This is a genomic window from Erwinia aphidicola (assembly GCF_024169515.1).
Lineage (GTDB): Bacteria > Pseudomonadota > Gammaproteobacteria > Enterobacterales > Enterobacteriaceae > Erwinia > Erwinia aphidicola.
Window position 1 is genome coordinate 4,261,629 of the sequence record NZ_JAMKCQ010000001.1, and the last position, 20,958, is coordinate 4,282,586.

The following is a 20,958-nucleotide window of genomic DNA, read 5'->3' on the forward strand; positions in this document are numbered from 1 at the left end:
CAGAGAGGGGCGCCGCTGACTACAGCGAGGCGCGGGCGTCGAGGTACTGCTGCTGTTTCATATGGCGGATCAGCACTTTGCCTTCCGGCATAAATTCGGTGCCGTAGCGCACCAGACCGATACCTTTCAGCTCGGCATCAATGGCGTAGCGCAGCTCGCCGGGAATGCTCTGCGGCAGCATATCGACCTTAATACTGCTGAGGCGCGGCTCGTAGCGCAGCAGCACGCCGGACAGCGTGGTCATCAGCTGGTGCGCGGTGCCGGGCATGCCCTGCAATATTTTGGTCATATCCGGCAGGCCGTAATCGGGCAGATGCGCCAGCGTCCCGGCGCGGCAGTTGAGGATGCGCTGCATGTTGTCGAGCACCGAGAGGATCACCTGGTTCTCTTCACTGACGTTGTGCAGATCCAGCCCGCCGGCAAAGTTGCCGTACAGCATTTCATACAGCGAGGGGGAGTTGTGTGAGTGCGGCATTAGTTGTCCTTAACAGGCAGCAGGCTCAGGCTGTTTTCGCTCGCTTCCAGCACGCGCGCATTATCCGGGTCCAGCGCTTCGCGCTCCAGCACCTGCTGCCAGCCACTCTTCGCCAGGTCCGGCTGACGGAACAGGCCGACGACCGCGACAAACTGCGCTTCCGGCTCCATCGGCATATTAAGGTTAACCGCGCCGCCAGGGCTCAGCACCAGGTCGCGGCTGGCGAGGAGATCGGCACCCAGCAGCGTGTCGCCATCGGTCGCTAACTGCTGGTAGACCAGCTTGTCGAAGGCTTTACGATCTTTCAGCTGATAAACGCGGATCACCACCGACTGCGGACTGCTATGGTTTTCGCGCGTGTCGGTATTCAGTGCCTCACGCGCGATAAAATCGAGGTGCAGCACCCTAATCTTTTTATAGAAGATGGACGATACCGCCGAGCGGGTGCCGTCTGAGACGCTCTGCGTCAGTCCGCAGCCGCTCAGGCTGATGGCCAGTACCGGCACCAGCCAGCGGGTAGATTTAGTCAAACTGGTAATTAACACGCTTATTTCCTTGTACGTGCAGGGTCGGTTGCAGGCCGCGATAGCTGCCCAGTTCGGTGGTAAAAGTTTGCGGGACGTCGTCGGGAATATTCCCCGCCTCAACGCCCAGCACGCCGCTCATGCCGAGCCAGAACGGCGCCTCGCCAAGCGGCATCACCGGCAGCAGCGCGGTGCTGACGGTCAGGCGAATCTTCGCCTTAAAGCGCCAGCCGAGATAGACGCGCAGCATCACCAGGAAATCCTGATACAGCTGTCCGTCCGGCTTCCAGCCCTGCGCTTCGCTCTCGCTGTCGGTGAACAGCTCGATCAGCAGCTGGCTGCTGGTGTCCATCACTTCATCGCCCAGCGGCGCGTTGCCGTCCAGCAAAAAATCCTGCTCGCCGTAAAAGCCGAGCGGCTGGTTGATTTCAATCGGGCGCAGGCAGTACGGGCTGACCCGCGCCTGCGTCTCCGGCGCCAGCAGCTGTACCAGCGCCTGCACGCCCTCCTGGGTTTTTGCCGGCTGGCGCAGCACGCCGAGCAGCGCCAGAAAGCGCGAAACCGGGGTGGCGATATGGCTGGCGGTACCGGGAATGCCTAAGCCCACCAGGCCCAGCAGCGACTGAGAAATCGTGTCCGTCCCGCCGCGCTCGAAGGTGGCGGGATAGGAGTATTTGCGCCAGATGCGGTAGAACTGCGTCAGGATGCGGTGGCTGAAGATATCCAGGAAATCCTGCAGCGCCTCGTGCCCTTCGCGCCGCTGGCTGATGTCATCAAGGTAGGTTGTCGGCAGCGGGGAGTCTACGCCGTAGACGCCCATAAAGGTGGTGCGCACTTTGGGTGCCGCCGCGTCATCTTCACTGTATTCAACGCTTTTCAGCTCGCTGGCGGGAAAGCCCATGCCCGGCCACGGGCTGAAGCGCACCGCATCATCCTGAGGACAGGCGGTGCTGCCGAGCGGCGGCCTGTCCGGATGCTGTTTTTCCAGCAGCTGACAGAAGCGGTAAAAGTTCATCCGCGTCAGGTCAGCTTCCATACGCGGGCTCAGCCGGGAATGCGGCGGTTGTGTTTCTCTTGCCATTCCAGGCGCTCTCCGGTGGGTTGCAGGATAATAACCAGGCGGTTAAACAGATAAATGTCGGTGTACAGCGCGAAAAAGTGGCTGAGCATCTCGCCGAACAGGCAGATGTCGCCGTGCCCGGCAAAACCGTTGCTGTCGAGCGTCACGTCAATCTGCACGCCGCGCAGCAGGTAGCCCTGCTCGAAGCGCTCGGTTTCGCTATGGCTAACGTCGAGGATCGCCTCCAGGCGGCGGCGGTTCATCTCGCTGCCGGTCCACTCGTACAGCGCCAGCGTGCCGCGCAGCACTTCGGCATTGTCCATCATCGACAGGAAGTTGCTGCCGAGGTGGCTGAGCACGCGCCAGTGGAAGCGGTCGCGGTCCGGCGGATAACAGGGCAGCGTTGGCGCACAGAGGTTGCGCACCTCGACGCGGGTCGAGCTGGTGATGATAGCGGTATCCAGCACCGTGCTCTGCAGGGCGCGGCGCGGCAGCTGGCCATTGGTGCCGGTCAGGGTTAATGACAGGCTTTCGTCACCGGGCACGCTGTGGTTATCAAAGGCTTCACCGCCGAGGATAAGCCAGGTGTTGTGCAGCCCGGAAGCACCGCGCCGCACGCGGGAGTGGTAGTAATACTCCGGCGCTTCGTGGCGCATCATCCCGCCCTTGTGGCGGAAGCTGGAGAACGGCACGTAGGTGTGTTGGCCGGAAGACATCACCGAGTCGACGGAATAAATTTCGGTATGCCCGTCCTGCACGCGCATCGGGCGCAGCAGGTATTCGGTTTGCAGCGAGTTGAGCGTCAGCGGGTCGGACTCCAGCGGGAAGAGGTTAATCACCGGCGCACAGTGCAGCCGCAGGTGCTTCTCGCTGAAGGTAAAATCATGCTCCCAGCGCTGCGCCAGCACCACGTCGATTTCGAACCAGGGCAGCTCAGCAGGCAGGGCGATATGCTCCAGCCCACGCAGGCAGGTGAACATAAACTTCTCGCGGAAGGTGAAGTACTCCAGCAGCAGCTGATAGCCGCTGAAGCTGCTGTTGCCCTTTGGCCACAGCCGGTCATCTTCACCAAATCCCAGCGCGGTGAAGCGCGCATCGAGCGGGCGGCGCTCCGGGTCACCCGGCAGGCGTAGCCAGATGCTGGCGCTATTCAGGGTAAAGGCTTCATGCATTGCGCAGGCCAGCGGCGCATCGGCATTGAGATATATCGGGATCAGGCTGAGGTCAGCCCTGCTCCAGTCAGCCAGGCTGCTGCAGGCAAAGCGCAGGCGCACCACCGAGCGACCGTCCGGGTCGGTGGAAAGCGCGGCCAGCTCCAGCGCCAGCGGCTGCAGGCTGATTTCACGGGTGGTGGTGTAGCGGCAGCGGGTCGCTTTCTCGCCGATTGGCCGTGACAGCACCTCAAAGCCCTTCGCGATGGCCATTTTTTCTTTCATCTCGCGCCAGTCGGGGCTGAACTCCACCACCGACATCGACGGAATGGTGCGCAGGTAGTGCGGCCACAGCAGCGTGACCAGCCCTTCCGTTAGCTCCGGAAGATCGTCGTCCAGCTTCTCGCGCAGGCGGCCCATCATAAAGGCGAAGCCTTCGAACAGGCGCTCAACGTAAGGGTCGCGCGCGCCGGATTTGTCCAGGTTCAGCAGCGCCGCCCGGTCCGGGTGGGCGCGGGCAAACTCTTCACCGGCTTCAAGCAGGTAGCGCATTTCAGCGTCGTAATAACGCAGGGTTAAGTCGTCCATAATAAAACCTGAATAAGGGGTGTATCGGAGGAAGTCATTAACTGCAAAGTACCGCCGCACGCGCCGGGTCAAGGCTGATTAAGCCACTCAGCAGCGCGTCCATTTCCGGCTGAATGCGGGTTTTGTCCGTTTCGCTGCGCGAGGCTTTGATGCGCAGCAGCTTTAACCGCCGCGCCCGCACCTCAAACAGCAGGGCTGGCGACCAGTGCTGCAGCGTCAGGGCCTGCGCGTTGCTGTCCAGTTCACCGAGCAGGTGGAACGCCAGATCGTGACGGGCGTACTGCTCCGCCACCCGCGCCATCAGCAGGCGCATCAGCCACTGGTCGCGCAGCGAAGTCATGCCCGGGCGCGACTGTAACCAGCCAAACGCGGCTTCAATGCCGTCGCTGTCGGCCAGCGCCAGCAGCTCCGGCTCCAGCAGCAGCACCTCTTCATCACTTTGCGATGCCGCTGTCACCGCCTCCGCCCCCCAGCCGCCCGGGTTATCCATCACCTGCTGATTGATCCAGTTCAGCGTCACTTCATCAGCAAATGGCGTACCGTCGTTAAACGCCAGCGCCTCCAGACCCGGTAGCCGCGACAGCAGCCCTTGCACATCGCGGCAGAGAATATCGGCACGCGCGCTGTCGGCATCCAGCTTCGCCAGCGCCTGCCAGGTGTACCACTGTAAGTCCAGCCACAGGTGGTTGACGCCCTGGGCATACAGGCTGTCGGCCTGCTCCAGCAGCTCCATCCAGCTCTGCTGCAGGTAAAGGCGCTTGAGGTGAGCACGGTGATCCGGCTTCGGCGGTGCGAGGCGGGTGCGTCCGCTGGCATCAAGCGGCGGCAGCTCGGTCAGCGTATCCCAACGAATGCTTTTCATCAGGTGATGCCCGGCCAGCCAGCCGCCGGGCTGGTCGCGCAGGTAGCCCGCCAGCATTTTCGCCTGGTCGAGCAGATCGCGGCCGGAACTTACGGCGGTCATCAGCGGGGCGGCGGCAGAGGGTGCAGCCACGGGCGCAGCGTCATCGCGGCTGGTCTGCGGCACCATGCTGTCTGCCCCGCCGCTCTGCGCCAGGCGGTTTTCCAGCGCCACGCACAGGCCGGTGAGCTGCGGACGGTGTTCTTCGGCAAACGGCTGCATCGCCTGCTGCGCCAGCAGCAGCGCGCCGGTGATACGCTGCATGGCGGCCATATCCACCTCCGGGTAGAGCGACAGGCTGTCGAGCACGCGCCCGCTGCCGAGCCACTCCAGAGCGGACGTGCGGCTGCGCTCGCGCTGTGGGTGCAGCTGCATGCCGAAGCGCTGCAGCATCGCGGCCAGCAGCTCCAGCCCTTCCGCCAGCCCGGCCTCGCCGTCCTGATGCAGACGCGCCCAGATGTAGAAGGTCACCACGCGCAGATCCTTGCTGGCCGTGGTCAGCAGCTTTTCCGCCAGCTGGCAGATCAGCGCGGTATCAATGCCTGAGAGCTTGTTGACCTCTTCGCGCATGCGCTGAAAGTCATCGTCATAGCCGGGTTCATCGCCCGTCGGCTGCGCGTCACTCAGCGGCAGCAGCCAGGAGCGCCAGTCATCCGCCCGCGCCTGCGCCAGTGAAATCAACGTGCCTTCTTCTGCGTGACAGGCGGTGACTAAGTTTTGCAGCGTGGTCATTCGGAACCTCCTTCCGTGACGGGTAACTCATCATTCCCCGAGAGCGCCTGCGCCGCCATTTCGGCATCGACGCTGAATATCTCTGCCGGCAGCGTAAAATTACGCAGCTGCAGCAGCTGGAGCGGGCCGCTACCCAGTTGGGAGCGCAGTACCCACTGCAGCACGCTGCCGTCCGGCGCGCTAAAGCTCATCATCCACTGGCTGCGGTCAAGCTGGTGACGCTTGCCCTGCTCCAGCCAGCGGATAAGACCCCAGGTGCCGCTGTAGTCGCCAAACAGCCTGGCTCCCGCGCTGGCGGTGCTCCAGGTCAGCATGGTACCCGGCTTAAAGGTGTCGCCCGGCCAGCGGAAGGTCTGCCACTCCGCCATCTGGTTGAAGTACTTCTGCTGCTGGCCGTCAATGGTCAGCTGCGTCTGCACCACCCCCGGCGCCGGGCGCGCCTGCAGCTCAAAGCTGATGCCCTGACTGCCGTCGGTGAACAGCACGTCCGACAGCTGGCTCAGCTGGTTAAGCGCTTTGATAAACGCCGGGTTAAAGGTCAGCCCCTGGCTGTTGGTGCGGTCTGGCACCCACTGGCTGCCCTCCTTATGCAGCACGCCGCCCAGCTCCGCGCTGAGGAAGCGCTCGATGCGCCCGCTGTCCCTGCGCAGGAACTCGGCCAGCATCGGCAGCGAGGCGTCGTTATTACTGGCGGCAAACGGGTAGCGCCCGTCAAACGCGCCGTGCCACAGCGCCACCACCGAGCGCGCCCATTTGTCATTCAGGCTGGCGGCGGACGGCTGCAGCACCGTCTCCCACGCCTGGGTCAGCGGCTGCACGAACATCGTCTGGCCGAAGCCGCTCCACTCCTCGCCAAGGCTGGCGGCAATCAGGCTGCCGTACTGGCGGGTGTCGGTCAGGTCAACGCTTTTGCCCTGGAACACGGTTTGCGCCAGCGTCTGCATCATCTCCCGCGGATCCGAGCTGCCCGCCACCTGCTGCAGGCGCAGGCGCACGCGGGTGATGCGCGTCAGGTACGTCTGCAGGCTCAGGCTGTCGTCGCCGGACAGTGCGCTGGCGGCTTTGTTGCGGCCCATCAGCGTCAGCAGCGGGCCGAAGGTCTCGTCGAGCGGCCCCTGCGGACCGGCGGCGCCCTGGTCAATCACCGGCTTTTTGCTGCTGCCCACCAGCTCCTGCGCCGATTTAATCAGCGAGTCCGACAGCGCCTCGCTCTTCTGACCCGCCTGCCCCTGCCACGCCAGGGTGTTCATCAGCGCAATCAGCGGCGACTGGCGCACGTCGCTCATCAGCGTCAGCTGGTCGGTGACGTTGGCGATGTTGGCCGCCGGGTTGAGGCGCAGGCCGTTGAGGAAGTTGAGCCAGCTGCCGGCAAAGTCGGTAAAGTAGCGCTGCGTCAGGCGCTCCCTGAGCGCTTCCGGCGACAGGTCGGCCGAGACGCTGCGGCGGCTGTCGCTCAGCACCCAGTCAATCTCATCGCGGCGCGATTTGGCCGCGGTCTCTATCGCCTGCTGCACGCCGCCCTCCCACGCCTGGCGGGTAAACATGCCCGGCACGATCTCATCGGTGGTGAACAGGCGGCGCGCGTCGGTGCCACCGGTCATATCCTCCAGCGTGACGTCGGCAAAGTTGCGGCGCACCGATTTCAGCATGTTCTCATACAGGGTACTTTCGGCGTTGCGGCGGCCTATCTGCTGCAGCAGCACCTGGCGGCTCTGGCTGACCAGCTGCGGGTCCGGGGTGATCTTCCACTGCGGCTGGTGCGGCAGCTCGCTGATGTAAAACGCCCAAAGGTCCGGCGCCAGGCTCTGCCACAGGCCGGGCGAGATGCCGCCCCGTGTCGGCTGCACCGTCTTCATCACCTGCGCGTAAAATGCGCTGTCGACCTTATCCGTGCGCGCCATCATCAGCCACGCCTTCAGCTGGTCATAGCCCGGCCTGGCGCGCTCTGCACGCTGCGGGCTGTTGGGCGGCAGGTCGGCCAGCGCGCTCAGCTGCTGCTGCAGCGCGGCGCTGGCCGGGTCGCGCAGCAGGCGGTTATTCGCCACGCCGTACCACGGCATCATCGCCTCCAGCAGCGGCGTATTGTGGTCAAGGCCGAAGCGCTGGTACCACGGCGAGCCGTCCTGATGGCGGTGTTTAAGCAGCCCGGCGTCGTTGCGCAGCGCGTGCAGCTCGGTAAGCTGGCGGTCGGACACCGCCGGAGCCTGCACCAGCGCGCGCGCCTTCTGCGCCACGCTGACAATCTGGCTGCGGTTAAGCGCGAAGGAGAGCAGCAGCCCCGCGCCCCACAGGCCGATAAGCGCCATCAGCGCCCAGGCCAGCGTCTGCTGCCACGGCATGCCGACGCGGCGGCCGGACAGACGGCGGCAGGCAGCCACGATGCCGTCCCAGCTGCTGGAGAGGGTCAGCGCATGGTCGTGGCTGGCGGAGACCTGAGCGCCGCAGGGCAGGCTGAACATCAGGCCGCGCAGCGGAATGCGCGCCTGCCGGGTGGTCAGCCAGCGGCTCAGGCGCTGCTGCCACTGCAGGCTTGCGCCCTGCTCCAGCTCGCTGCCCAGCCGCAGCAGGAAGTCATGGGAGAGGTTTTGCGCAATCTGCGCCATGCCCTGCTCACGCAGCTGCGGAACCAGGCTGTCGAGCTGCTGGCTGACCTCTTCCGGCCGCGCGCGCGCGGAAAACAGCGCGCCGACCGTCTGCTGCTCGCGCCCATCCTGCGGCCACTCGCTGCCGCGCAGCTGCCACAGCCACACCGGGGGCTGCCAGCGCAGGGCCTGCGAGATGTTCTCCAGGCTGCGCAGGCCGTTATCCTGCATCTGCGGGGTCAGCAGCTGGCCGTCTGCCAGCACCCAGACAATGCCGTCCAGCGGGCGGCCGCGGCGCAGCTGGCGCAGCGCGGCTAATTTGTCGTCGTCCGGCGGTGCGCTCAGGCTGCCGCCGTCAATCAGCACGGTGCGCTGCCCTTCCAGCCACTGCTGCTCCTGCAGCCCGGGGACCAGCGCGGCGCGCGCGGCATCGTCGCCGACCACCAAAAGCAGGCGCACCTTGTAGCGCCAGAGCAGGTGGTAGCGGGAATGGAGGTGTTTTTTTAGACGGGATAAATCTATACCCGTGCCGAAAGTATTCAATAAAGATGATTTTGTAGCTTTCCTGACTAAATGGGGTTTGTAAATCTGCTGGTTTTTCCTTTGCTTCCAGCGCCACCACAGCGGGGAGCCAATCAGACCAAAGAGTAAAATAGCAAATATCGTGGCCCAAACTGCCCACACCGTATGAGGTGACATCCCTGCACTCGCTAACACATCCCGATTGATATAAAGCAGTAATGCACTGATCCCCGCAAGCCCAACAATTAAAAGGAAATATCCCCATGAGCCATAACGTGCGACTGACTGATTTTTTTGTTCCATCATGTATAAAGCTCCCGGGTAATCAGACAGAGCGCTCCTGTTTGTTGTGGTGTTTGGTAAATAAGTAGCTGGTCTTTGTCAGTTTCATTTGCAGCTTCAACCATCATTGCCAAAGAGAGTGGAATGGCCATCTCTCCCGGGGGGCCAAATGAAAAGTCAATTGAGTGTAGCGGCCTGTCTTCAGGTAATGACCAGTTGTTATCTGTTGCATATTGCATAATATCTGCAGTTGTTTTTACTGGGTTACCAGAGAGCCAGATGTATTCAAGACTCTGTTTATCAGCACCGCTATATTCAAAAAACATGTTTAGATCGCCAGTGAATCCCCCAGGTTCCAGCGGCATTATGCGATTCAAAGCAGCAATAACCGGAAAAGCCTGCTGGCGGGCAAAGTCAGGAGAAGCGATCAACTGGGCTGAAATAAACTCACTCGCCTGCCCAGGAGCAAGTGCCGGCCAGTCCTGCAGGCAGAGCATCAAAATAAAACCGTCAGTTTCATTAGAATCATAGAAAGAGTGGATTGGTGCGATAGAGTCTGTTATTTCAGGAACCAAGTCCCACTGTTTAAAAATAGCCTCCTTGCTCTTTTTAACTAACTTCCCTGCATCTTGCATAACATAAATAGAATGCAATAAATAACGATAGTGAGGACATTGCTTTTCAAGTTGTAGATCTAACTTTTTCATTAGCGAGGGATAATCATACAAGGGGTCGAATAGTGGACGTGCTCTTTGGGGACAGGCAGGAACATCTTTGAAGTCTGCCAGCAGCGCTTTCATGCCTTTCTCTTCAGGAGAAAACAGAACGTTTCCCACAACTGCAAGCTGCCGACGACTCCAATTTCGCCATTCGTCCTTAGTCCGCTCTTTCTCGACATTCCAACTGAGGCTGGCAGCCACTGACTGCTCATAGCGATTAAACACAACACCGAACGTACATAGCCAAAGTAAAAACGCAGGAAGAATGCCATACAGCAAAGCGTTAATATAATCCGTTATTTTCAGCATCCAGATACTCAAGAGAAAGCCTGCTGCCAGCATAATAATTAATGCGAGCACCCACAACCTAAGTTTCGGTCTTGACAGCGCTTGCTTTTCTGGAATATCAGGTATTGGCCATGCCATATTAAATCATTCCATTTTAATGTATTACCATTACAATGAAAAACACAAAGCCAGTGGCGTTGTTTTTCATCACGCATTGTTATTTATCAGATTAAAAAAACAAAAATACCAGGTAGATTAAATACTCATTTAGAATAGCAGTCCAGAATCGATGGAATAATTCGCGCGCGGCAAGGACAGGAACTATAACTCTCAAGTGTACCAGCCAGTGTTACTCCCTCGTCAAACGAGCCATCTACGCCGCCTAATATTTTATATGTACCGGCGTGGTTGCCGCATGAGACCATATCTCCTGCCCTTGCTGTAGCGATACCATCCCATAAAAAAGTGGAGTCACCCGTTAAAACCTTGCCGCCACAGGTGGTGGCATCACCTATTCTCAAAAAATACCCTCCGCTCATTATGCTTCCTTACTTTAACAAGTGAAATTAGCATGGCAATACCATGCATACTTAAAGTCTTTGCCATTAAATACTTCATAGCCTTATAAAAATAACGGACTACTTACGAGAACAGATGGGTTATAAGCGGTCATTTATAGCGCAGTGAATTGACCAGCCGGTCCCAGATTTCAATCATCTGTGCTTCGCTGTATTGCGTTTTCAAGCTTTCGTTGGCTATACCTATGGTTAGCCACGGTTTGTCTGGGCTAGCATCGGCTTCGTTAGCATATAGATCAAATTCATAGTTCGGGAAAACAACCTTCCCTTTTGTCTCTGTATCAATAATATTTTGCTTGCCGGCAGACAACCATGCCTGGGAGGATATGCCACCCGGTGAGAGTTTGTATTTTTTTATCGTGTATTGACTGTCTAAATTGAGATATTTTTCAATTTCAGCGCTGCGATTAAAGAGGGTGTCACTTGAACCTTTATAAGTATTATTTGTGAATACACCGAATACAAAATCATCATTCTTATAACTGAATGTTACTTTTTCCTTATGATATAGACCATCATCCCTGATAAACCCATTCGGAATGCATACCCCTTTCCCCCTCGGAATTTCCTCATCCTTTCGGCCACTTAAGCGCGAAATCAACGATTGCAACGCTGCCAGCTTAGCGGGTTTTTCATTCATCTGTGACTCAGTAAAACCTGCCTTAACATATGTTTTTTTTCTTTCCACATACTTAGGATCTGACAAATCAAGTATTTCAGTCGTGATGGTAAAAGCCGTCATATTAACATATATGTGGGCCTCTAAGACTCTACCAAGATCGTCCTCTCCTGAAATATTCCTGTCAAAAATAACACCTTTACCTTCAGGAAGCAGGATTTTCTCTTTTATAAACGGGGTGTTTTGCGGGTCATTTCCGGGCTTATTAATGGAACCTCGTAATTCCTGTTCCCTCAGCCGTATCCGCTGCTGAAAGGCCGGCGGGTAGATCCACTTGCTGCTGATTTTAAAGTCATCGATAAAAACCATATCGTGCAGCTGGTTGTTAAATGACTGCGGCACATCAATGATATAGCGCCCGATGCACTGCGGTTTGGTCTCGGCAAACAGGGTGTTGATCACCGCACTGTCATTCATCGGTGACCGGACGGCTATAGCTTGGGCAACAGACATTAGGCAGGCCAGCGATAGCGCAACGCAGTAATGGAAAATTTTCATGATAAGCATCCTTGCATTGCTTTTAAACAGTGGCTCCCAGGAAAACCGGAGAGCCATAAGCAACTCAATTAGTTATTTGTAGCGCAGTGAATTGACCAGCCGGTTCCAGATTTCAATCATCTGCGCTTCGCTGTATTGCGTTCTTAGATACTCGCTGCTGAGGCCAATATTAAGGTTGGGTTTTTCAGGAGTGGCATCCCGCTCATTAGCATAAAGATCAAAATCATAGAAAGTGTTCTTTTCAACTTCGTTGCTTACCGAATTCCTGAGATTTTGAGTACCACCAAACAGCCACATTTCAGTGGCAATACCATTAATGGTCCGCGCCTCTTTTTTAATGCTGTACTCATTAGAGGTTTTCAGCGCTTCATTAATTTGCGCACTGCGGTTAAACAGAGTGTCATCTGAACCCATGAATTCGCTATTTGTATAAAGACCAAAACTCAAGTCCTCATTGACATATCGGAAGGTGATTTTTTCAATGTGCTTAGCGCTATCATCCCTGATAAACCCGTTAGGAATACACACCCCTTTTCCCCTCGGAATTTCCTCATCCTTTCGGCCACTTAAGCGCGAAATCAACGATTGCAGCGCAGCCAGCTTAGCGGGCTTAGTGTTTGCATCGGCCTCGGTAAACCCCCTGGCTATATATCTGGCTTTCTTTTCTTTATTTTTTTCACCTGAAAAATCACGAAATTCCGCAGTTATCACAAAGGCCACATAGTTGACATAAACATGAGCCTCAAGCTGGCGGTAAATATCAGGAGTATCCGATTCATTATGATCATAAATCACACCCCGACCATCAGGTAAGGTAATGACTTCCTTTAAATACGGGGCGTCTTCCGGTTCGTTTTCCGGTTTATTAATCGCGTCCCGCAGTTCCTGCTCTCTCAGCCTTATCCGCTGCTGGAAGGCCGGTGGGTAGATCCATTTGCTGCTAATTTTGAAGTCATCGATAAAAATCATATCGCGCAGCTGGTTGTTAAATGACTGCGGCACATCAATGATATAACGCCCGATGCACTGGGGTTTGGTTTCGGCAAACAGGGTGTTGATCACCGCACTGTCGTTAATCGGTGACGGGACGGCTATAGCTTGAGTAAAAGATATGAGGCAGGCCAGCGATAGCGCAACGCAGTAATGGAAAATTTTCATGATAAGCATCCTTGCACCGTTTCAAACAGTGGCTCCCAGGAAAACCGAAGAGCCATAAGCGACTCAATTCGTTATTTGTAACGAAGTGAATTAACCAGCCGGCCCCAGATTTCAATCATCTGTGCTTCGCTGTATTGCGTTTTCAGGTACTCACTGCTAAGACTAATATTGATGCTGGGTTTCTCAGGTGTGGCATCCCGTTCATTTGCATTAAGCATAAATCTATAAAAGGTATTCTTTTCATCTTCATTGGTCACTGGATCTGTAATCGTCTGATTTCCACCGAACAGCCATACCTCGGAAGGAATACCGCCAGGAGTAAGCGTCATTTTCTTTATGCTATATTTATTTGATGTTTTGAGCGCTTCATTGATTTGCGCGCTGCGATTAAACAGTGTGTCATCCGACCCCAAATATTCACTATTTGTATAAAGACCAAAACTCAAATCCTCATTGACATATCGGAAGGTGATTTTTTCTATGTGCTTAGCGCCATCATCCCTGATAAACCCGTTCGGAATACACACCCCTTTCCCCCTCGGAATTTCCTCATCCTTTCGGCCACTTAAGCGTGAGATCAACGACTGCAGTGCGGCCAGCTTGGCGGGTTTGGTGTTTGTTTGATCTTCCGTTGTAGTTTTAAGATATTCAGCTTTCCTTTCCTTGTATTTCGGTGCCGAAAAATCTCGAATATCTGCCGTAATTATAAATGCAACCATGTTAACGTAAACATGAGCTTCCAGCCTTCGATAAAGGTCATCTGAGCCTGGTCTGTTGCTATCAAATATCACACCTTTACCTTCAGGAAGCAGGATTTTCTCTTTTATAAACGGGCCGTTTTGCGGATCGTTCCCGGGCTTATTAATCGAATCTCGTAATTCCTGCTCCCTAAGCCTTACCCGCTGCTGAAAGGCTGGCGGATAGACCCACTTGCTGCTGATTTTAAAGTCATCGATAAAAATCATATCGTGCAGCTGGTTGTTAAATGACTGCGGCACATCAATGATATAGCGCCCGATGCACTGCGGTTTGGTTTCGGCAAACAGGGTGTTGATCACAGCACTCTCCTTCTGCGTGATAGGCGGTAATGTAGCGGCCAGGGTCGGGGTAGCAAGCAGCATGCTGCTGGCCAGCAGCGCTAACAAAGTAAATTTCTGGACAGATTTCATGGAACCGGGACCTCCTGCACCATTTTCACAATCGCCCGCAGGGTAAATTGCAGGGCCGGTCGTTTAGAGATATCTTTCAGGCTGCTGACGTCATAGGCTTTCTGATGGTCAACATTGGTTGCCAGCACGCTTTTGATACTGCTGCTATGAAGTATAGTGTTCAGTGACTCCACCGGCACCGTACCGTCGCCCGGGGTGTTGGATGACACGACGTGATAAAGCTGAGAGCGATGAAACGGCAGCGGAACCTCACGGTAGTTGTTTGGCAGTTTCCTGTCACTCTCATGCATGTTTTTCGGGAAAGTTCGGGATGTTTTTTTCCAGCTTAGCTTTCCGTCGGAGTCAATTTTATGACCATAAAATGCATAGGTATTAGGGTGATATCCCCATTTATCCAACTGGGTAATAAACTGACGAACACTGTCATCTACCAATTCGCGATAGGCATTCCAGTTGCGTTTAATCACCGCCGCATTCTTATCGATAATATCGGCCTCATACAGTCGGTACCACAGGGTTTCATTGAGGTAGATTTCGCCAAACGGGTCCCGGGCCTTTGGCAGTTTGAGATCGCTGCCATCCTCACTGCCCCCCTCCACCGTCAACCATGGCGCGCCACCGAGGTATTTAGCAGAGGGCAGCAGCTGCAGCGGTGCCGGGGCACGGGCTAACACTGGCATCAGCTCCTGCGCCGTTTTGCCCAGCACCGTTCCCGCCATCCCCTCCTGCCCCGCGCCGACTTTCATACGGCGGTACGCCGCCGGGGAACCGAGGTCAGGGATAACGCCGTGCACAATGCCAAGGATTTTATCCTTAGCCCCTGAAATCTGCGAGGCATAGCGCGCTACCAGCCCCCCCATCGAATGGGTGACGATGATGACTTTCTCCTGCCCGGCGGGAAACGCCATGCCGTGAGAGTGCTCATGTTTGTAGAGGTCAATCACCTCGTCGATATAGTTAACCAGCCCTTCGGCCGAGGTTTTATTATCCTGCAGCCAGTTATAGCCGTAGACATGGAGCGGCAATAAAAAATTTCGGAAGTGATCAAGCTCCTGCTGAGTCATTACGGATTCGCCACTAATCTCGTCTACTTTATCCTGCGACAGCGGCCTGCCCACCAGCTGGCTTAACACGCCGCCTTTCCCCCGGGCGGGCGTGGCGTAATTCACCAGGTCCTGCTGCCAGTCATCCAGCAGTGCCCCTTGGAAGACGCTTAAAAACTTGCCGTAGCTGAAGGATAAAATCTCGCCCCAGCCGCGTTCGCTGCGGGTTGGAAACATTTTTCCGTCATCGGATAACGGTGAAGAGAAACTTTGGTCGATATCGCCACGGTTATCCACCTTTGTAGTATCCGGGTTGAGCAACTCTCGTCGATTATCTCCATTTTTCGATGCCCATTCCCAATACACCCCCACCTGACTGTCGCCGCGCCAGATAGCCTCTGGCTGATCACCCTGGCTCGACATCAGATTCGTCCCCATCACGCCAGGGAGAAAAATAACCGGGATAACCTTAATCGGTGGCTGCAGCAGCACCGCCCTGGCATTCAATGATTTTTTCTGGTTCTGGATACCGTGCCAGTTGACGAGCCCGTGCTGATCCCACTCCGGCAGTATGTAGGTCACATGCTGACCGTCACCGCTTCCCGCTGGTTTTTGTTCCGCCATTCGTTCCATCCTTTTTGTTCAGGTGCTGACTTAATCGTTACGTTCACTGGCGCCTTCCCTTTAGCTTTTTTTCGGCAAAGTCGCGCTGTGTGAGTCAATGTCGACATTATTCTGCGTTGCCGTTTCGCCCAAGCCTGAGGTTGCCAGGGTTTGCTGTATGCCGTCGCCATTTTTAAACGTTAACTGCTGGCCCGCCACGGGAGAGCGGTCTGACAGGCGCAGCACCCTGGGCGTTACTGCAAAATCACTGGTGCTCCACTGCTGAGCCGCCACGTTGATACTTTGCCCGCCGAACTTTTGCCACACCGCTGCACGCTGAATGATGTTATCGGGTGCACCGCACTCTATAGAGCCACCCGCGATGCGAATATATCCGCCACCGCTGCTTAAAATGATTTCCTGTTTGGCACTGATAAACAGTTTTCCTTCGCTGCTGGAAATACGAATATCCTTCAGCGCATCCAGCGTCATCTCATCACTCTGAGCCTGGATTTCTATTTTCCCCCGGCTGGCAAAGAGTTTTATCCCCAGCTTGTTGGCAAACAGACTGATCGCATCCCCCGCCGCCACGGTGAATTTCTTGACTACGCTAAAATCAGTGTTTTTACCGCTGGTGCTGATGATATTTTCCCCCGCCGCGAGCTGCAGACTGGCCGGGGTGGCCTGAGCAATACCCGCCGGGGCGCTCAGCAACAGTGCCGATTTCTTCAACTCGGTCAGGCTCTCTGCCAGCAGGGCTTTCTGTGACTGGATATCTGCCAGTTCAGCCTTGGCCGTTTCCACCGCGCTGCTTAATGCTTCTGCCTGCGACAGCGCCTGCTGTAACTGACCAAGCGCAGCCTGCATCTCCAGCTGCTGCCCCTGTGCCTTCTGCTGGCCGTCGGCGGTGATAAACAGTCCTTTCTCCGCACGGAGGCTGCCCCAGCTGTCGCTGCGCAGCTCGAACCCTTCGCCGCGCTTCTGCTTCTCGCTGTCCACCAGGTGGCCGAGATTCAGCTGGCTTTTGCCGCCGTACTCGGTGCTGAGCTTGATATGCTCCTGGCCCGCCGTATCGTCGAGGCGCAGCTTATTGTTCTTCGGCGTGCGCAGCACGTTGCGCTTGTAGTTGCGGATGGTGACGTGGTCGCCGTGCGCCGAGTCGTGCAGCACCCCGGCAATGTACGGGCGGTCCGGGTTGCCGTGCTCAAAGGCTATCGCCACCTCAGTCCCAGCCAGCAGCGGCAGGTGCAGGCCGTAGGTGTCGCCCGCATAGGGGCGCGCCTGGCGTACCCACAGGCTTTCAAAGCCGGTTTCCCAGCCCGCGCGGTCAAACAGCATGTTGACGCGATAGCGCCCGTCGCGGTCAATATGGCCGTAGGCATCGTTCACCGTGGTACTGGTGACGCGCGCCGGCAGGGTTCCCGCCATCACCGGGTGCGGCAGCGGCACCGGGCGGAAGCCGTAGCGGCTGTTGAGCGGGATGCCGTCAAAGGCGGTTTCAAAGCTGCGGTCGCGCCGCGCGGTGCTGACGATGGCGGTGACCAGCACGCCGCTCTGGAATACCTCACTGACATCCTCCCCGCCGCTGACCTTCAGCTCACTGCCGGGGGCCAGCGCCGGGCAGCTGGTCACTGCCGCCACCCGCGTCTGGCCGTTCAGGTAGCGTTCGTGGCGCAGGCGGGCATAGAACGCGCCGCTCTCCGGGGCCGGGTTATGGCTGTAGCCGTCGCCCGGCGTCAGGTAGTTGTCCGCCCAGCGATAGGACTCACCGTAGGTGGTGTCGTCGCCGCCGGTGACGTCGGCCTGCACGTTCATATCTTCGAGGGCGTTGCGGTAGTTGTAGTCGCGCCCGCTGACGCTTTTCTCCACCACCGCAAAGCGGCTGGCGAGGTCCCACACCGAGTCGCTGGCCGCGTCGTGCATGCCGGAAGGCGGCACGGCGGGCAGCGTCAGCCCCTGCACATGGCCCTGCCTGCCGTCGTAAAACTCCACCACGTCGATGTGCAGGCGGGTGTCGGTGGTGAAGCGGAACCAGATGCCGACCTCGCCCAGCAGGCGGGTAATAAACGCCAGGTCGTCCTCGCCGTACTGCATCACCTGCTCGCGGCGCGGGTACGCGTTGTTGAGGGTGAAAACAAAGTCCTGCCCGCGCATCCCGTGGCGCTCGCGCAGGATTTTTTCCACAATCTGCGGCACCGACATATCCTGGTAGATGGCGTTCTGACGGCTGCGCGACAGCAGCGCCAGGCGGGGCTGCAGGGTGACGGCGTAGTGGGTCTGGTCGGCGCTGGTGCTGAGGCGCTCAAAGCCGGTCACCACGCCCTGCACCACGCGCACCGGCTGCTGGATCTTAATGCCCCAGCCCTGGTCAACCGGGGCCTGCAGGGTCAGCGAGGCCGCTTTCATCAGCATCGCCTCGCGGGTGATGGCATGGTCGGCGCTGGTGAACTCAATGCGCCAGCGGAACGGCTCGCTCAGGCGCTCCTCCCCCTTAAACGCCAGCACGTCGGGCCGGGACTGACAGTCACGCACCGCCAGCAGGTGGTGACTATGGCTGAAAAAAGAGATCGGATTTTTGCTCATGATTCACTTTCCTCTGTGTTAGCAAATTCCAGCACGATGCCTTCCTCGTCGTGCCAGTCGAGCGTCAGCTGCTGCGGCTTCTGTTTTGCCGCCATCTGCAGCAGCAGCTGCTGGCTCAGCACCGGCAGGATCTGCTGGTTCAGCAGGCTGTCGACGTTGCGCGCCCCGGTGTCCGGCAGCAGGCAGGCGGCGGTCAGCGCCGCTGACAGGCCGTCGCCCACGGTGGTTTTCAGGCCGTAGTGGCGCGCCAGGCGCTGGCTCACCTGGTTGAGCTTCATGCCAACGATGGTGCGCATCGCTTCTTCGGTCAGCGGGCGGTAAATCACCGTCTGAAAGCGCGCCAGCAGCGCGGGCTGGAAGTGGTCGCGCAGCGTCGGGCGCAGCAACTCCTGCAGGTCCGCTTCCGTGGCTTGCGGCTGCTGCTCCAGCAGCTGCATGATGGCGTCGCTGCCGAGGTTGGAGGTCATCAGGATCAGGGTGTTGCGAAAATCGATTTCGCGCCCCTCGCCGTCGCGCATAAAACCGCGGTCAAACACCTGGTAGAACAGGTTCAGCACGTCGCGGTGCGCCTTCTCGACCTCGTCGAGCAGCACCACGCTGTAAGGGCGCTTGCGCACCGCCTCGGTGAGGATGCCGCCCTGCCCGTAGCCGACGTAGCCCGGCGGCGAGCCCTTCAGCTGCGAGACGGTGTGCGCCTCCTGGTATTCGGAGAGGTTAATGGTTATCAGCGACCTCTCACCGCCGTACAGCACGTCCGCCAGTGCCAGCGCGCTCTCGGTTTTGCCGGTGCCGCTCGGGCCGACCAGCAGGAACACCCCCTGCGGCCCGTTCTCAGCGGTCAGGCCGGTTTTGGCGGCGCGCAGGCGCCGGGCGATGGCGCTGAGCGCGGCGTCCTGGCCGACCACGCGCCTGCCGATTTCCTCCTCAAGGCTCAGCAGCTCGCTCTGCTCGTCCTTCATCAGTGAGGAGAGCGGCACCCCGGTCCAGTCGGCAATCACGTTGGCAACGGTGCGGGCATCGACGTCGACCTGAATCAGCGCGTCCTGCTGCTGCAGCGCCGCAAGCTGCTGCTGAACGGCGGCAATCTGCGCCTGCGGCTGCTGGTTCTGGCGGCTGCTTATCAGCTGCTGCGCCACTTCCTGCTGCGCGGCAAAATGCGCTTCCTGCTGCGCGCGCTGGCCTTCCAGCTCGCTGCAGATAGTGGCGATGGCGGCGAGGCGCTCGTCGTGCTTATCGCTGCCCGCGGCCATGTCATCGCGCAGGGCCTGCTCCTCCAGCGTCAGCGCGGTAACGCGCGCGTTCAGCAGGGTGATGGCCTCCGGCACGGTGTCGAGGCTCATGCGCACGCGCGCGGCGGCGGTGTCCAGCAGGTCGACCGCCTTATCCGGCAGCTGGCGGCCCGTCAGGTAGCGGCGCGACAGGGTCACCGCCGCTTTTACGGCGTCGTCGCTGATGTGTACGCCGTGGTGCTGCGCGTAGCGCGACTTCAGGCCGCGCAGCATCAGGCAGGCAGTCTCATCGTCCGGCTCGTCGACTTTCACCATCTGGAAGCGGCGCTCCAGCGCGGCGTCCTTCTCGAAGTACTGCTTGTACTCGCTCCAGGTGGTGGCGGCGATGGTGCGCAGTTCGCCGCGCGCCAGCGCCGGTTTCAGCAGGTTGGCGGCGTCGGCCCCGCCAGCCTGGTTGCCCGCGCCGATAATGGTGTGCGCCTCGTCGATAAACAGCAGCACCGGGGTCGGCGACTGCTGCACCGCCTCAATCACGTTTTTCAGGCGCTGCTCAAATTCGCCCTTCACGCCCGCCCCGGCCTGCAAAAGACCGAGGTCGAGGGTGCGTAGCGAAACGGTTTTCAGGCTGTCCGGCACGTTGCCCTGCACAATGCGCAGCGCCAGCCCCTCGACCAGCGCGGTTTTACCGACGCCCGGTTCGCCGACCAGAATGGGGTTGTTCTTGCGGCGGCGCGAGAGGATATCGACCATCTGGCGGATTTCGCTGTCGCGGCCAAACACCGGGTCGATGCTTCCCGCTCTGGCTTTGGCGGTGACGTCGAGGGTGAATTTATCCAGCGCGGCCTGCAGCGCCTCGCTCAGCGCGCTGCCGTCGGCCGGGGTGACCTGCGTATCCACCTCGCCCAGGGTTGATGGAGCCTGGCTCAGGCTCTCCTGCTGCTGCACTTCCGGGCGCTCGTCGGACTGCGCGTCCAGCAGCGGGCGCAGGCGCTCCAGCTGGGGGCGCGTCAGGCTCAGCAGTGGCCACAGCCCTTCGCAGCCGACCAGCGACGGCTTGTCGGTCAGTGCCGCCAGCAGGTGATGGCTGCGGATGTGGGCATCGTCATCCTCCAGCGAGGCAATCAGCCAGGCCTGCTTAATCAGCGCCAGCAGGGAGTCGGCGAGCTGCGGGCGGGTGCGCACCGAGCGCGGCACGTTGTCCAGCCAACACAGCAACGCCTGCCAGATGCCGTCCATGTCCCACTCGTAGCGGCGCGCCAGCACGGTGATGTCGCCCTCGCCCTGCTCCAGCAGCTTGAGTAGCCAGTGCTCAATGCGGATTTCACTGTGGGCGCGGGTCAGGCACAGCGAGGCGGCGGCCTCCAGCGCGCGGGCGCAGAACGGGTTTAAGCGACGTAGCAGGACGGCTGACTGGTTTTCCATATCGGGTTCTCTCTTCCGTAGTTAATCAGGTTCGGACACGCTACCGCCCGTCGCTGTTCCTTTCAGTCAGGAACCCGAAGCGCATCAGGTCAAAAGGCAGCAGGTTGTCGGGTTGTTTGCTGAGCCGCCACGCGGGTAGCGGCTCAGCAAACAAAACGGCAGGCGGCGAACC

Annotated in this window: 14 protein-coding genes; all 14 read right to left on the bottom strand. The window is 58.4% G+C overall.

Translation table 11 applies throughout. The features are described from left to right. Positions 1-19: 19 nt before the first annotated feature. The 14 genes from tssE to tssH all read right to left on the bottom strand — a co-directional run bounded on the left by tssE (position 20) and on the right by tssH (position 20,786). Complete coding sequence (gene tssE, locus J2Y91_RS19970) at positions 20-475, bottom strand: type VI secretion system baseplate subunit TssE (RefSeq protein WP_048916119.1); 456 nt, start codon at positions 473-475, stop codon at positions 20-22. After that, positions 475-1,020 carry a type VI secretion system lipoprotein TssJ gene (tssJ, locus tag J2Y91_RS19975; protein ID WP_133623549.1) on the bottom strand — a complete coding sequence of 182 codons (546 nt, stop codon included), beginning with the start codon at positions 1,018-1,020 and terminating at the stop codon, positions 475-477. Before tssJ ends, tssE begins: the two co-directional genes overlap by 1 nt. Then, complete coding sequence (gene tssG, locus J2Y91_RS19980; protein WP_133623548.1) at positions 998-2,080, bottom strand: type VI secretion system baseplate subunit TssG; 1,083 nt, start codon at positions 2,078-2,080, stop codon at positions 998-1,000. Before tssG ends, tssJ begins: the two co-directional genes overlap by 23 nt. Beyond that, entirely contained in the window at positions 2,044-3,798 is a 1,755-nt protein-coding gene (gene tssF, locus J2Y91_RS19985; protein WP_133623547.1) for a type VI secretion system baseplate subunit TssF, read from the bottom strand. Before tssF ends, tssG begins: the two co-directional genes overlap by 37 nt. Positions 3,799-3,835: 37 nt before the next feature. After that, on the bottom strand, positions 3,836-5,431 hold the full coding sequence (gene tssA, locus J2Y91_RS19990) for a type VI secretion system protein TssA (RefSeq protein WP_133623546.1): 1,596 nt from the start codon (positions 5,429-5,431) through the stop codon (positions 3,836-3,838). Further along, positions 5,428-8,841: an ImcF-related family protein gene (locus J2Y91_RS19995; RefSeq protein ID WP_133623545.1), complete on the bottom strand. Its 3,414-nt coding sequence runs from the start codon at positions 8,839-8,841 to the stop codon at positions 5,428-5,430. Before J2Y91_RS19995 ends, tssA begins: the two co-directional genes overlap by 4 nt. Then, positions 8,838-9,962, bottom strand: coding sequence for a KPHS_23130 family T6SS system protein (locus J2Y91_RS20000; protein WP_133623544.1), 1,125 nt, complete (start codon positions 9,960-9,962; stop codon positions 8,838-8,840). The genes J2Y91_RS19995 and J2Y91_RS20000 overlap by 4 nt, the downstream gene beginning before the upstream one ends. A 125-nt stretch (positions 9,963-10,087) precedes the next feature. Beyond that, positions 10,088-10,363, bottom strand: coding sequence for a PAAR domain-containing protein (locus J2Y91_RS20005; protein ID WP_133623543.1), 276 nt, complete (start codon positions 10,361-10,363; stop codon positions 10,088-10,090). 130 nt (positions 10,364-10,493) lie between these two features. Continuing rightward, on the bottom strand, positions 10,494-11,579 hold the full coding sequence (locus tag J2Y91_RS20010; protein ID WP_133623542.1) for a T6SS immunity protein Tli4 family protein: 1,086 nt from the start codon (positions 11,577-11,579) through the stop codon (positions 10,494-10,496). A 72-nt stretch (positions 11,580-11,651) separates the two neighbouring features. Further along, entirely contained in the window at positions 11,652-12,737 is a 1,086-nt protein-coding gene (locus J2Y91_RS20015; RefSeq protein WP_133623541.1) for a T6SS immunity protein Tli4 family protein, read from the bottom strand. A gap of 71 nt (positions 12,738-12,808) precedes the next feature. Then, the gene (locus tag J2Y91_RS20020; RefSeq protein WP_133623540.1) at positions 12,809-13,906 is read right to left on the bottom strand and encodes a T6SS immunity protein Tli4 family protein; all 1,098 of its coding nucleotides are present in this window, start codon (positions 13,904-13,906) and stop codon (positions 12,809-12,811) included. Further along, positions 13,903-15,573: a lipase family alpha/beta hydrolase gene (locus J2Y91_RS20025; protein ID WP_133623539.1), complete on the bottom strand. Its 1,671-nt coding sequence runs from the start codon at positions 15,571-15,573 to the stop codon at positions 13,903-13,905. The genes J2Y91_RS20020 and J2Y91_RS20025 overlap by 4 nt, the downstream gene beginning before the upstream one ends. Before the next feature lie 60 nt (positions 15,574-15,633). Continuing rightward, complete coding sequence (locus J2Y91_RS20030; protein ID WP_133623538.1) at positions 15,634-18,135, bottom strand: type VI secretion system Vgr family protein; 2,502 nt, start codon at positions 18,133-18,135, stop codon at positions 15,634-15,636. Further along, a complete protein-coding gene (gene tssH / locus J2Y91_RS20035) occupies positions 18,132-20,786 on the bottom strand; it encodes a type VI secretion system ATPase TssH (protein ID WP_133623537.1) in 2,655 nt (884 codons plus the stop codon). The genes J2Y91_RS20030 and tssH overlap by 4 nt, the downstream gene beginning before the upstream one ends. Positions 20,787-20,958: the final 172 nt, after the last annotated feature.